Source organism: Aeromonas sp. 25-248 (genome assembly GCF_053005425.1).
This window is the reverse complement of the sequence record NZ_JBRKTB010000003.1, coordinates 185042-199057: the sequence shown is the minus strand read 5'-3', so window position 1 is coordinate 199057 and position 14016 is coordinate 185042. Positions and strand designations below refer to the sequence as shown.

Genomic DNA, 14016 nt, shown 5'->3' with positions numbered 1-14016 from the left:
CCATTGTATAGACAGGAAATGGATATCCGTACATTGATCGTAGTGGCAGCGCTCTGTGCGCTGCCAGGCTGTGTCACAGAGACCACTTACGCTGGCCAGAATTCGACCCAGCGTGAAGTGGGTCCTGACCTCAAGGCCGCCGCCCAGACTCGTCTCGATCTGGGTATCCAGTATCTGCGCCAGGGCAATGCCGAGCAGGCCAAATTCAACCTCGACCGCGCCCTTCAGTACGATCCCAACAATCCTCAGGTCTACATCGGTTTTGCCTATTTCTACCAGCAGGTGTCGGATTTCAAGGCCGCCGAGGCGAGCTACAAGAAAGCGCTGGCCATGGATCCGTCCAATGCTGACGCGATGAACAACTATGGCGCCTTCCTCTGCAACCGTGGCCGCTTCGACGAAGCAGAAAAGGCGTTCTTGCAGGCCGTCAGCCAGCCCGATTACGTGAAGATCGCCGATACCTACGAGAATGCGGCGCTCTGCTCGATGCAAAATCACAGAAATGACAAGGCTGGCGAGTATTATCGTCTGGCCTTGGGGTATAATCCCCGCAATCCTAGGTTATTGCTGGACATGGCCGAGCTTTCCATGAAAGATGGCAAGCTTCCTGATGTCCAGTCTTACCTCGCGCGCTTTGCCGACGTGGCAGAGGAGAACGAGGAGAGCCTCTGGCTCCGGCTGCGGCTGGCCCAGGCCATGGACAAACCGGCATTACTTCACCAATTCGGGACTGAGCTGGTAAGGCAATATCCCACTTCGCAACAAGCCAAGCGTTACTTAGCCAATGACTACTGAACAGCCACACGATTTCCAAGACGACTCCCAGGCAGCGGGCCCAGGCCAGCTGCTGCGCAACGCCCGTGAACAGCTCGGCTGGACCCGGGAACAGGTTGCGTCCCGCATTCACCTTCGTCTGACCCTGATCGCCGCCATCGAAGCGGATACCTATGACAAGCATACGTCCCATACCTTCATTCGTGGCTATCTGCGGGCCTATGCCAAGCTCGTGGGCATCCCCGAGGAGACCATCCTCGCCGCCTACGAAAAGCTGGGGCTGACTCCCCCCGACAACATCGACATGCAGAGCTTCTCCCGTCGCTCCCGCCAGCAGGCCAATGACAGCCGGCTCAAGGTGGTGACCTGGCTGGTGATCCTGGTGCTGATCGGGCTCTCCGTCGCCTGGTGGTGGCAGAGCACGGCGCGCCGCTCCGCCGGTGACGACGCCCTGGCGGCGACCGAGATGAGCGCGACCGTCAATACGCCGGAAGCGAATGTTGCCCCCGCCGTGGAGGTCGCCGAGCCCGTGCTGCCCGCAGCGTCCGATGCCGTGTCCACCCAGGTTGTGGTGAGCGGTGCCACCGCGACCCTGCCTGTGGTCGCTACGGATGCCAGCGCAGCCGTCCCGACGGACGTTTCCGGTGCGGTCTCGACTGCCGAGAGCACGACCACCGAGCCCGCCAAGGCGCCCCAGCTCAAGATGAGCTTCACCGCCGATTGCTGGCTGGACGTCAAGGATGCCAACGGCAAGACCCTGTTCAGCGGTCTGAAGAAGGCGAACGACGAACTGGTACTGGAAGGACCCGAGCCACTCAGATTCATCATTGGCGCGCCCATGGCGGTCAATCTCGAATATCAGGGCAAGTCCTTCGACATGAGCCGTTACAACAACGGCCGGACTGCCCGCTTCTCACTGCCGCAGGAGTAATCAGTCCGCCATGTCTGTTCACGAAAAGCCCGCACACGAATCACCCATCGTTCGTCGCAAATCCAGACAGATCATGGTCGGCAACGTGCCGGTTGGGGGCGATGCCCCCATCACGGTACAGACCATGACCAACACCAAGACCACGGACGTGGCTGCTACCGTCGAGCAGATCCAGCGGATCGAGCGGGTCGGCGCCGACATCGTCCGGGTCTCCGTCCCCACCATGGAGGCGGCGGAAGCGTTCAAGCTCATCAAGCAGCAGACCCGCATCCCCATCGTGGCCGACATTCACTTCGACTACCGCATCGCCCTCAAAGTGGCCGAGTACGGGGCCGACTGCCTGCGCATCAACCCGGGCAACATCGGCAACGAAGAGCGGGTGCGTGCGGTGGTGGATTGCGCCCGTCACTACAATATCCCCATCCGCATCGGCGTCAACGGCGGTTCCCTTGAGCGTGATCTCCAGGAGAAATACGGCGAGCCGACCCCAGAGGCGCTGCTGGAGTCCGCCATGCGTCACGTGGATTACCTGGATCGCCTCGACTTCCAGAACTTCAAGGTGAGCGTCAAGGCGTCCGATGTCTTCCTGGCGGTCGGTGCCTATCGCCTGCTGGCCAAGCAGATCGATCAACCCCTGCATCTGGGCATCACGGAAGCGGGCGGTTTTCGCGCCGGCGCGGTCAAGTCCGCCATCGGTCTTGGCATGTTGCTGAGCGAAGGGATTGGCGACACCCTGCGCATCTCCCTGGCCGCCGATCCGGTGGAAGAGGTGAAGGTGGGCTTCGACATCCTCAAATCCCTGCGCATCCGTTCCCGCGGCATCAACTTCATCGCCTGTCCCTCCTGCTCCCGTCAGGAGTTCGACGTCATCGGCACTGTCAACGCCCTGGAAGAGCGGCTCGAAGACATCATCACCCCGATGGATGTCTCCATCATCGGCTGTGTGGTGAACGGTCCGGGGGAGGCGCTGGTCTCCGATCTCGGCCTTGCGGGCGCCGCCAACAAGAGTGCCTTCTACGAGGGGGGCCAGCGGGTCGACCGGCTCGACAACAAGGATTTGATCCCGACCCTGGAGCGTCGCATCCGTGCCCGGGCCGCCATGCTGGATCCGGCCAACCAGATCCAGGTGGACAAAGGTTGAACCATGACGGGGCCACCTGGGGTGGCCCCGGCTTTAGGTTGTTGATTTTACATCCCGCATCCGGGCACCCGATTTTACCTCGGGGTCGAAAATCCCTATAATGCGGCCAAATTTTACCTCTTTTTCTCGAGTATCAACGTGGCAAAACAGATCCAAGCTATTCGCGGTATGAATGATTGCCTGCCGGAGCAGAGCCCGGTATGGCAGAAAGTAGAACAGATCCTGCGCCAGGTCGTGGCCAGCTATGGCTACAGCGAAGTGCGCATGCCCATCGTCGAGCAGACCCATCTGTTCAAGCGTGCCATCGGTGAAGTGACCGACGTGGTCGAAAAAGAGATGTACACCTTTGAAGACCGCAACGGCGACAGCCTGAGCCTGCGTCCGGAAGGGACCGCCAGTTGCGTGCGTGCCGGCATCGAGCACGGTCTGCTTTACAACCAGGAACGCCGGATGTGGTACATGGGCCCCATGTTCCGTCACGAGCGTCCCCAGAAAGGTCGCTATCGCCAGTTCCACCAGTTCGGGGTCGAGCTGTTCGGCATCAACGGGCCGGACATCGATGCCGAGCTCATCATGCTGACTCACCGCCTGTGGCGCCTGTTTGGCATCAGCGATCACGTGACTCTGCAGCTCAACACCCTCGGCCAGAGCAGCGAACGTGCCGCCTATCGCGATGCCCTGGTCGCCTATCTGGAACAGTACAAGAGCGAGCTGGACGAAGAGAGCCAGCGCCGCATGTACAGCAACCCCCTGCGGGTGCTCGACTCCAAAGACGAGAAAGTACAGGCCATCCTGGCAGGTGCCCCCCGTTTGTTCGACCACCTGGGCGAAGAGAGCCTGGCTCACTTCGAAGGGCTCAAGCGCCTGCTCACGGCGGCCGGCATCCAGTTCGAGGTGAACGAGCGTCTGGTGCGCGGCCTCGACTACTACAACCTGACCGTGTTCGAGTGGGTGACCAACAGCCTGGGGGCCCAGGGCACTGTCTGTGCCGGTGGTCGCTACGACGGCCTGGTGGAGCAGCTCGGTGGCCAGCCGACCCCGGCGGTGGGCTTTGCCATGGGCATGGAGCGTCTGGTGCTGATGCTTGAAACCCTCGCACTCAATGCTGACATCCGCCCGGCGGTGGATGTTTATCTCTGCATGGTGGGTGAGGGGACCGAGCAGGCTGGCTTTGCCCTGGCAGAGCGCCTGCGCGATGCCCTGCCGGACTTGCGCCTCATGAGCCACTGCGGCGGCGGCAATTTCAAGAAACAACTCAAGCGTGCCGACAAGAGCGGCGCGGCCATTGCCCTGATCCTTGGGGAGACCGAGGTGCAAAGCGGGGAGATCACCATTAAATATCTGCGTGGCCAGGCCGAGCAACAGACCGTCTCGGTCGATGCCGCCATTGCCCTGCTGGCAGCGAAAGGAGAGTAAGCTGTGGAAGTGTATACCACTGAAGAACAACAGGTTGAGGTCATCAAGAGCTGGTGGAAAGAGAACGGCACCTCGGTGATCGCAGGAACTGTTATCGGTCTGGTCGGCCTCTTTGGCTGGCGCTACTACAACGAGATGCAGCAGAACAACCAGGAAGCCGCCTCCCAGGCTTACAACGAGATGACCGCCCAGCTCGCCAAGGGGGACGACGCCGCCCTGGAGCAGGCAAAGAGCTTCATTACCGCTCACAAGGGTGACGCCTATGCCGAGCTGGCCGCCTTGCAACTGGCCGCGGCCGCCGTCAAGGCGGGCAAGCTGGATTTGGCTGCCGAGCAGCTGACCCAGGTGGCCGCCAGTGGCGACGACAGCATCAAGCCCATCGCCGCCCTGCGTCTGGCCCGGGTCCTGAGCGATCAGGGCAAGGCAGACGAGGCCCTGGCCCAGCTTGGCAAGATCAACAACGACGCCTTCAAGGCCCAGGTGGCGGAAGTGCGCGGCGATATCCTGCAAAAGCAGGGCAAGGCTGAAGAAGCGCGCGATGCCTATCAGGCGGCGGCGGATGCCGGCGGCCTGCAGAGCAGCGCCGAACTCAAGCTGAAAATGGATGATCTGGCGCTGCCAGCCGTCACTGCGGGCGAGGCTCCGGATGCGTAATCTGTACAAGCGAATGGCGCTGGGGGTGGCTGTCTCCTTCGCCTTGCAGGGCTGCTCCCTGTTCAGTTCGGAAGAAGATCTCAACCCCATGGCACCCCTGCCCAAGGTCGAGTCCGCGTTCACTGCCGATACGGCATGGTCCTCCTCGGTTGGGGATGGCATCGGCAACTTCTACTCCCAGCTCAAGCCGGTGGTGGAAGAGGACCGCATCTATGCAGCGGCCCGCGATGGCGATGTGACCGCCTTCGAGCGCGAGAGCGGCAAGGAGCTGTGGAGCGTGGATCTGGCAGATCTGCCCATCAACGCCGACAAGCGCAGTGCCCGTCTCTCCGGTGGCCTGGTCTCCCGCTACGGCAAGCTGTTCCTCGGGTCCGAAAACGGGGTGGTCTACGCCCTGAACGAGGCCAACGGTGAAGTGCTGTGGCAGACCACGGTGCCGGGTGAAGTGGTGGCGAGCCCCGCCGTTGAGGATGGCCGCGTGGTGGTGCTGACCACCTCCGGTCGCCTGGTGGCGCTCGATACCGACGAGGGCAAACTGCAGTGGACCCTGTCCGAAGAGCAGCCGCCCCTGACCCTGCGCAGTGCCGGCGCCCCCATTATCACCAACGGTGCCGTCATCTATGGCCGCGCCGATGGCAAGGTGGGCATCGCTCTGCTGAGCAACGGCCAGCCTGTGCGTCAATCCAAGGTGGCTGACCCGCGCGGCGCCACCGAGCTGGATCGGATGGTGGACGTCGATGCCAGTCCGCTGATTGCCGGTGATGAGCTCTACGCCATCGCCTACAACGGCCAGTTGATGGCGCGCAAGCTGATGAGCGGCGACGAAGTGTGGAAGCGCAAGTATTCCGGTTATCGCGACATGGCGGTGACCGGCAATGCCATCGTGCTGACCGACAGCCGCAGCCATCTGTTTGCGGTCGATCGTCGCAACGGTCTCGAGCTGTGGTCCAACACCCAGCTGGAAAACCGCACCGTGACTGCCCCCGTCATCCTGGGTGACTATGTGGTGGTCGGCGATGTGGAAGGTTACCTGTATTGGCTGGACCGTACCGACGGGACCATCAAGGCCATGCAGCAGCTCGACAGCAGTGGTCTCTATGCCGCTCCGCTGGTGGAGGGTGACACCCTGTATGTGCAGAGCCGTGACGGCAAGTTGTACGCCCTCAAGCGTCCTTGATCGTCCGATAATGTGAATATCCGGCTCCTGGTCTTCGGACCCGGAGCCTTTGTCGTCTTGAGAATGAGGCTTTTATGACTCCTGTAGTTGCCCTGGTGGGCCGCCCCAACGTGGGGAAATCCACCCTGTTTAACCGCCTGACCCGTACCCGGGATGCCCTGGTTGCCGACTTCCCCGGCCTGACCCGGGACCGCAAATATGGCCAGGCGAAGCTGGGCGAGCTGGAATTTATCGTGGTCGATACCGGCGGTATCGATGGCACCGAGGAGGGGATCGAGCTGAAGATGGCCGAGCAGTCCCTGCTGGCCATCGAAGAGGCCGATGTGGTGCTCTTCATGGTGGATGCCCGTGCCGGTCTCACCGCGGCGGATCAGGCCATCGCCGAGCACCTGCGCAAGACCCACAAGAAGGTGTTTCTGGTGGCCAACAAGACCGACGGCATCGACGGTGACTCCGCGGTGTCCGAGTTCTACGGTCTGGCCCTGGGCGAGGTCTACCAGATGGCGGCCGCCCACGGCCGTGGCGTACTGAGCCTGCTGGAGCTGGCCTTGGCCCCCCACCTCGAGACCCTGGTCGGCTCTGCCACCGAGGCACAAGAGGAAGAGGAGCTGGAGGAGTTCGACGAAGAGGCCCTGCTGCGCATGGTGGCTGCCGGTGAGCTCGACACCCGGGAAGACACCAAGGAGACGCCGTTCGCCGACCTGCCCATCAAGTTCGCCATCGTCGGTCGTCCCAACGTTGGCAAATCCACCCTGACCAACCGCATGCTGGGTGAAGATCGGGTCATCGTCTACGACATGCCGGGTACCACCCGCGACTCCGTCTACATCCCCATGGAGCGCGACGATCAGAAATACGTGGTCATCGACACCGCCGGCGTGCGTCGCCGTGGCAAGGTGCACGAGACGGTGGAGAAGTTCTCCGTCATCAAGACGCTCAAGGCGATTGAAGATGCCAACGTCTGCCTGCTGGTCATTGACGCCCGGGAGACCATCACCGATCAGGACTTGAGCATCCTCGGCTTCGTGCTCAACAGCGGCCGCTCCGTGGTACTGGTGGTCAACAAGTGGGACGGCCTGGATCAGAAGGTGAAAGAGGACGTCAAGAACGAGCTGGACAGACGTCTGGGCTTCATCGACTTCGCCCGGGTGCACTTCATCTCCGCCCTGCACGGCAGCGGCGTCGGTCACCTGTTCGAATCCATCAACGAGGCTTACGAGTCCGCGACTCGCCGTACCAGCACCGCCATGCTGACCCGCATCATGCAAATGGCCCAGGAAGATCACCAGCCGCCCATGGTGAATGGTCGCCGGGTCAAGCTGAAGTATGCCCACGCCGGTGGCTACAACCCGCCGCGCATCGTGATCCACGGCAACCAGTTGAACGACCTGCCGGACTCCTACAAGCGCTACCTCATCAACTACTTCCGCAAGTCGTTGAAGATCATGGGTACCCCGATCCGGGTGGAGTTCCAGGAGTCGGTCAACCCGTTCGAGGGCAAGAAGAACACCCTGACCCTGAGCCAGGAACGCCAGCGCAAGCGCCTGCTCAAGGCCAAAGCGAAGAAATAAAGCCCTGCGGCTGCCCTTACCGGCAGCCGTTTTTCTTGGTGGCCCTCTTCAGGGCAGACAAACCGGGGGAGGGGCTGCGGGTAATGCCGGTGCACAGTGACGTAAAGAGGAGTCGAGAAGAGAATGAACACGCTGACCTGCCCTGCCTGTCAGGGCGAACTGGACAGCCGCAGCCGGGAGACGACGTGTGGCCAGTGTCAGGCCCGTTATCGCATCCGGGCCCTGTGTCCTGCCTGCGGGCAGGAGCTGGAACGGCTTCGGGCTTGCGGCGCGGTGGATTATTTTTGCAACCACTGCAACACCCTGGTCTCCAAGCGCACCGTTCTGTTTGAAGCGCAGCCTGACAAGGCATAAAAAAACCCGGCTGATGCCGGGTTTATACTGTGTGCTCCGCTATCAGCAGCGTGAAGGAGCGGTTTCTGTGCCAGATCTTGCGTTTCATGTCGGCCAGCTTGAGCTTGCGTCTCGGGCTCCAGGCACATTTGGTTTTTCGGGCCAACATGGCTCTTCTGCGTGCTCGCATCCTGTTCTCCTCCCTGGTCTTGCGTGGGGTCGAAAGGGCCCTTGGCAGGAACTGCAACGCAATGAATACATTGCAATAAGTTCGCTCCAGCGCCCCTCGTATACCCAAGGATGGTAACAGAGAACAGGGCAGGAAAACACACCCCCGGCGAGGCTAGGGGGTGATGATCTGTTTGACCACTTCGGCGATGATGGCCGGACGCTGCGCTTGCACGTCCGGCTCGCTGCTGTCGTCCTCGTCCAGCTCCTCCCGACGATGGGCCTTCTGCTGTTCGTTGTCGAGCCAGAGCAGGCTCTGGTAGTACTGGCGCACGTTGTTGACATAGTTGCGCGCCTCGCCGCCACGGGCATAGCCATAGCGTACCTTGCGATGCCAGCGTGACTGCTGCAGCAGCGGCAACACCTCTTTCACGTCGCTCCAGGCGTCCGGGTTCTTGCCCAGCTCCTTGGTCAGGCGGCGGGCATCCATCATGTGGCCGTAGCCGATGTTGTAGGCGGTGAGGGCAAACCACACTTTCTCGTCCGCCGGGACCGAGTCGGGCACCTTCGCCATCATCTCCTGCAGGTAGCGGGCGCCCCCCTTGATGCTCTCTTCCGGGTGGGTGCGATCGTTTACCCCCATCGCCTTGGCGGTCGGACCGGTGAGCATCATCATGCCGCGCACCCCGGTGTAGGAGCGAGCCTGGGGATCCCAGTGGGATTCCTGATAGCTGATGGCGGCCAGCAGCCGCCAGTCGATATCCTTGGCGTGGGTTTGGAACAGAGCCTGGTACTTGGGCAGCAGGCTCTTGGCCCGTTGCAGGAAGGTACGGGTGTCGACGAAGTCGAAGTTCTGCACGTGGCCGAAGTACTTCTCGTCGAGCTTGGCGATGGCGCCATCCATGAAGCGCTGACCGAAGAAGTCGATGATGCTGGCGTAGAGGCTGTCGTCGGGCAGCTTGGTCATGGCCCAGGCCACGGTCTGCTTGCTGGCGAGGGTCAAGCCTTCGGTGAGTTCGGGGTAGTAGCGCTGGGTACGGGCCAGTATGGTGTCCTGCACCACGGTGTAGTCCACCTTGCCGTCGGCCACCTGCTTGAGCAGCTCCTCCACGTCCGCATCCCGATTGGTGCTCCACTTCAGGTTGGGGTACTGCTTGGCCAGCTCCTTCATCAGGTCCTCGCCGGTGGAGCCCGCCGGCACCACTATGCTGCCCTTGATGTCACCGAGGTTCTTGGGCCTGGGGGAGCCGTTGCGATAGACCAGCTTGGGGGAGACCTGGTAGAAGCCTGGGCCGAAGCGGAACAGCTTGCGCCGCTCCGGGGTCACGACGATGGCGGCGGCGGCGAGATCCAGCTTGCCCTTTTGCAGTTGCTCGACCAGCTCGGCGGTGCTGTAGGCCGGTACTATGGTCAGCTTGACCCCCAGCCAGTCGGCGTAGAGCTGCGCCAGCTCGTAGTCGAACCCCAGTGCGGTGTCGTCACGCTGGTAATAGGAAGTGGGGCCATAGAGGGTGCCAACCCGGATCTCGCCTCGCTGGCGGATCTGCTCCAGTTGGCTGGAGGGGTGGTAGAAGTCGCAACCGGCCAGGGCCAGCGTCAACATCATCCCGATGAACAGTCGAAAAATGCAGCGCAAGTAGGTGAGTACCCTTGTTGAAAAAAACGGCATTTGTCAAAAAAGAGGCACCTTTATACCAGAGAGTATGAAGGGAGTCACACCGCGCGAGATGAGAAAAACGTTTGTTCAGGATGGGCCTGATCCCTATAATACGCGCGTCTCAAATCCCCCCACACTCTAAAACTTGGTGAGAAAGGTATATGGAAATCTTGCGTGGTGCCCCAGCACTGTCTGAGTTTCGTGTCCACAAGCTGCTGCAGAGCTGCGCACAGAGAGGAGTAGAGATAGCAAGCGTCTATGCGGAATACGTGCATTTTGCCGAACTGACGAGCCCGCTGTCGCCCCCCGAGCGAGCGACCTTGGGCCAGCTTCTGCGCTACGGCCCGACCATCCCGGAACACACCCCCAGCGGTCAGCTGTTCCTCGTTACCCCCCGCCCCGGCACTATCTCCCCCTGGTCTTCCAAAGCAACCGACATCGCCCACAACTGCGGCCTGAAACAGGTCAAGCGGCTGGAGCGCGGCATTGCCTATTACGTGCAGGCCAAGGGTGAGCTGAGCGTGGCCCAGCGCAGCGAGATCGCGGCCCTGCTGCACGATCGCATGATGGAAGTGGTCTTTGCCGAGATGAACGAGGCCGCCGCCCTGTTTGCTCACCACGAGCCGCGCCCCTTTACCCAGGTAGATGTGCTGGGTGGTGGTCGCGCCGCCCTGGAAGAGGCCAACGTGACCCTGGGTCTGGCCCTGGCCGATGACGAAATAGATTACCTGGTGACCAACTTCACCCGGCTGGGTCGCAATCCCAACGACATCGAGCTCTACATGTTTGCCCAGGCGAACTCCGAGCACTGCCGTCACAAGATCTTCAACGCCGACTGGACCATAGACGGTGAACAGCAGCCCAAGTCGCTGTTCAAGATGATCAAGAACACCTTCGAGCAGACGCCGGATCATGTCCTGTCTGCCTACAAAGACAACGCCGCGGTGATGGAAGGCAGCCAGGGTGGCCGCTTCTTCCCGAGCCCCGCCAACGGTGAGTACCAGTATCACCAGGAGCGCGTCGACATCCTGATGAAGGTGGAGACCCACAACCACCCGACCGCCATCTCTCCCTTCCCGGGTGCCGCCACCGGCTCCGGCGGCGAAATCCGCGATGAGGGTGCGACAGGCCGTGGCGCCAAGCCCAAGGCGGGCCTGGTGGGCTTCTCCGTATCCAACCTGCGCATCCCCGGTTTCGAGCAGCCCTGGGAGCAGGACTTCGGCAAGCCGAGCCGCATCGTCAGCGCCTTTGACATCATGCAGGAAGGGCCCCTTGGCGGCGCCGCTTTCAACAACGAATTCGGTCGCCCTGCCATCCTGGGTTACTTCCGTACCTTCGAAGAGCAGGTGCCGAGCCACAACGGCGTCGAGGTGCGCGGCTACCACAAGCCCATCATGCTGGCGGGCGGTATCGGCAACATCCGCAGCGAGCACGTCCAGAAAGGGGAGATCCCGGTGGGGGCTGCCCTCATCGTGCTGGGCGGTCCGGCCATGAACATCGGCCTGGGTGGCGGCGCAGCCTCCTCCATGGCGTCCGGTCAGTCTGCCGAAGATCTCGACTTCGCCTCCGTGCAGCGTGACAACCCCGAGATGGAGCGTCGTTGCCAGGAAGTGATCGACCGCTGCTGGCAACTGGGGGACGACAATCCCATCGTCTTCATCCACGACGTGGGCGCCGGTGGTCTCTCCAACGCCATGCCGGAGCTGGTGAGCGACGGGGATCGCGGTGGTCGCTTCGACCTGCGTGCCATCCCGAACGACGAGCCGGGCATGAGCCCGCTGGAAGTCTGGTGCAACGAATCCCAGGAGCGCTATGTGCTGGCCGTGGCCCAGGACAAGCTGCCTCTGTTCAAGGCCCTGTGCGAGCGCGAACGCGCCCCCTATGCCGTCATCGGCACCGCCACCGAAGAGAAGCATCTCACTCTCTCTGATGATCACTTTGACAACCAGCCCATCGATCTGCCGCTGGACGTGCTGCTTGGCAAGGCGCCCAAGATGCACCGCGACGTGCAGAGCCTGCCCGCCCAGGGCAAGGCGCTGCAACTGGACGGCATCACCCTCGGCGACGCCGCAGAGCGCGTGCTGCGCCTGCCGACCGTGGCGGAGAAGTCCTTCCTCATCACCATCGGCGATCGCACCGTAACGGGCCTCGTCAACCGCGACCAGATGGTCGGCCCCTGGCAGATCCCGGTGGCTGACTGCGCCGTCACCGCCGCGACCTACGACAGCTACCACGGTGAAGCCATGTCCATGGGCGAGCGCACCCCGGTGGCGCTGCTCTCTCATGCCGCCTCCGCCCGCATGGCGGTGGCCGAGGCCTTGACCAACCTGGCACCAGCCAATATCGGCTCCCTCAAGCGGGTCAAGCTCTCCGCCAACTGGATGTCCGCTGCCGGCCATCCGGGGGAAGATGCGGGTCTCTACGAAGCCGTGAAAGCGGTGGGCGAAGAGCTCTGCCCGGCCCTTGGCATCACCATCCCGGTGGGCAAGGACTCCATGTCCATGAAGACCCGCTGGCAGCAGGACGGGGAAGAGCGCAGCGTCACCTCGCCGCTCTCCCTGCTCATCTCCGCCTTTGCCCGGGTCGAGGACGTGCGCAATACCGTGACTCCGCAACTGCGCACCGATCTCGGTGAGACCGACCTTATCCTCATCGACCTTGGCAACGGCAAGCAGCGCCTCGGCGCCTCGGCCCTGGCCCAGGTTTACCGCCAGCTTGGGCAAAGCGCTCCGGATCTGGACAACCCGGTCCAGCTCAAGGGCTTCTTCAACGCCATCCAGGCGCTGGTGGCGGATCGCAAGCTGATTGCCTACCACGACCGCTCCGACGGCGGCCTCTTCGTCACCCTGACCGAGATGGCGTTTGCCGGTCACTGCGGCCTCGACATCCAGCTCGATCGCGTGGGTGGCGACCTGCTGCCGGCCCTGTTCAACGAGGAGCTGGGTGCCGTCATCCAGGTTCGTCGCGAAGACAAGGAAGCGGTGCTGACCCTGCTGGCCGGTCACGGTCTGGCAGCCTGCTCCCATGTGCTGGGCACGGTGCGCGAAGACGACCTCATTCTGTTCCAGCGTGCCGGCAGCGAAGTGTATCGCGCCAGCCGCACCGCCCTTCGCACCATCTGGGGCGAGACCAGCTGGCAGATGCAGCGCCTGCGCGACAACCCGGAATGCGCCGATCAGGAGCATGCCGCCCGCCAGGACGCCACCGATCCGGGTCTGCAGGCCAGGCTCACCTACAACCCGTCCGACGACGTGGCCGCGCCCTATATCGCTCGCGGGGTTTCTCCCCGTCTGGCGGTGCTGCGCGAGCAGGGGGTCAACTCCCACGTGGAGATGGCGGCCGCCTTTGACCGCGCCGGCTTCACCGCTGTCGACGTGCACATGAGCGACATCCTCGAGGGGCGCATCAAGCTGGAAGATTTCCAGACCCTGGTGGCCTGTGGCGGCTTCTCCTACGGCGACGTGCTGGGGGCGGGCGAAGGCTGGGCCAAGTCCATCCTGTTCAACGACAACGCCCGTGAGCAGTTCCAGCGCTTCTTCGAGCGCGGCGATACCCTCTCCCTGGGGGTGTGCAACGGCTGCCAGATGATGTCCAACCTGCGTGACCTCATCCCGGGGGCCGATCTCTGGCCGCGCTTCGTGCGCAACCGCTCCGAGCGCTTCGAGGCGCGCTTCAGCCTGGTGGAAGTGCAGGACTCCCCATCCGCCTTCTTCGCCGGGATGGCGGGTTCCGTGATGCCGATTGCCGTCTCCCACGGGGAAGGGCGCGTGGAAGTGCGCGATGCCGCTCACCTGGCTGCGCTGCAACAGAGCGGTCTGGTGGGGCTGCGTTTCGTGGACAACCGCGGCAACGTCACCGTGCAATACCCGGCCAACCCCAACGGCTCCCCTGACGGTATCACCGCGGTGACCAGTGCGGACGGCCGCGCCACCATCATGATGCCGCACCCGGAGCGGGTGTTCCGCACCGTGGCCAACTCCTGGCACCCGGACAACTGGGGTGAGGATGGCGCCTGGATGCGCATGTTCCGCAATGCTCGGGTTCGCCTGGGCTAAGCGCCAGCAAGAAACCAAAAACCGGCCCCAGTGGCCGGTTTTTTTATGGGCATGGGTCTGAGAATGGGGAGGGCAGGAGGAGACGATCACGATGGGGGCGAGGCCATCTTCAGCTCGCTGCTCCGCCAGCTGCTTGCTG

The 14016-nt window shown here is 62.6% G+C and carries 10 protein-coding genes; 9 read left to right on the top strand and 1 reads right to left on the bottom strand.

The window, feature by feature from the left end:
* Nucleotides 1-3 precede the first annotated feature (3 nt).
* The 8 genes from tapF (at nucleotide 4) to ACVDHI_RS07310 (ending at nucleotide 8018) form a co-directional block, all read left to right on the top strand.
* Nucleotides 4-795 carry a PilW family type IVa pilus biogenesis/stability lipoprotein TapF gene (tapF, locus tag ACVDHI_RS07345; RefSeq protein WP_080768047.1) on the top strand — a complete coding sequence of 264 codons (792 nt, stop codon included), beginning with the start codon at nucleotides 4-6 and terminating at the stop codon, nucleotides 793-795.
* Nucleotides 785-1705 (top strand): RodZ domain-containing protein, encoded by a 921-nt coding sequence (locus tag ACVDHI_RS07340; RefSeq protein WP_041213013.1) that lies wholly within the window; start codon nucleotides 785-787, stop codon nucleotides 1703-1705. The genes tapF and ACVDHI_RS07340 overlap by 11 nt, the downstream gene beginning before the upstream one ends.
* A 10-nt stretch (nucleotides 1706-1715) precedes the next feature.
* Nucleotides 1716-2846, top strand: a complete 1131-nt coding sequence (gene ispG / locus ACVDHI_RS07335) for a flavodoxin-dependent (E)-4-hydroxy-3-methylbut-2-enyl-diphosphate synthase (RefSeq protein WP_010675049.1) — start codon at nucleotides 1716-1718, stop codon at nucleotides 2844-2846.
* A 138-nt stretch (nucleotides 2847-2984) separates the two neighbouring features.
* Nucleotides 2985-4262, top strand: coding sequence for a histidine--tRNA ligase (gene hisS / locus ACVDHI_RS07330; protein ID WP_324061931.1), 1278 nt, complete (start codon nucleotides 2985-2987; stop codon nucleotides 4260-4262).
* 3 nt (nucleotides 4263-4265) lie between these two features.
* A complete protein-coding gene (locus ACVDHI_RS07325; protein ID WP_039038720.1) occupies nucleotides 4266-4916 on the top strand; it encodes a YfgM family protein in 651 nt (216 codons plus the stop codon).
* On the top strand, nucleotides 4909-6093 hold the full coding sequence (gene bamB, locus ACVDHI_RS07320) for an outer membrane protein assembly factor BamB (RefSeq protein WP_039038719.1): 1185 nt from the start codon (nucleotides 4909-4911) through the stop codon (nucleotides 6091-6093). Before ACVDHI_RS07325 ends, bamB begins: the two co-directional genes overlap by 8 nt.
* A 74-nt stretch (nucleotides 6094-6167) precedes the next feature.
* Nucleotides 6168-7664 (top strand): ribosome biogenesis GTPase Der, encoded by a 1497-nt coding sequence (gene der, locus ACVDHI_RS07315; protein ID WP_010675045.1) that lies wholly within the window; start codon nucleotides 6168-6170, stop codon nucleotides 7662-7664.
* Between the two features lie 123 nt (nucleotides 7665-7787).
* Entirely contained in the window at nucleotides 7788-8018 is a 231-nt protein-coding gene (locus ACVDHI_RS07310) for a zinc ribbon domain-containing protein (RefSeq protein ID WP_039038718.1), read from the top strand.
* A 322-nt stretch (nucleotides 8019-8340) separates the two neighbouring features.
* On the opposite strand, the gene mltF is transcribed toward ACVDHI_RS07310, so the two are convergent.
* The gene (gene mltF, locus ACVDHI_RS07305) at nucleotides 8341-9834 is read right to left on the bottom strand and encodes a membrane-bound lytic murein transglycosylase MltF (protein WP_198497801.1); all 1494 of its coding nucleotides are present in this window, start codon (nucleotides 9832-9834) and stop codon (nucleotides 8341-8343) included.
* Between the two features lie 149 nt (nucleotides 9835-9983).
* Between mltF and purL the strand changes: the two genes are divergently transcribed.
* Nucleotides 9984-13877: a phosphoribosylformylglycinamidine synthase gene (gene purL / locus ACVDHI_RS07300; RefSeq protein WP_183149852.1), complete on the top strand. Its 3894-nt coding sequence runs from the start codon at nucleotides 9984-9986 to the stop codon at nucleotides 13875-13877.
* Nucleotides 13878-14016 lie beyond the last annotated feature (139 nt).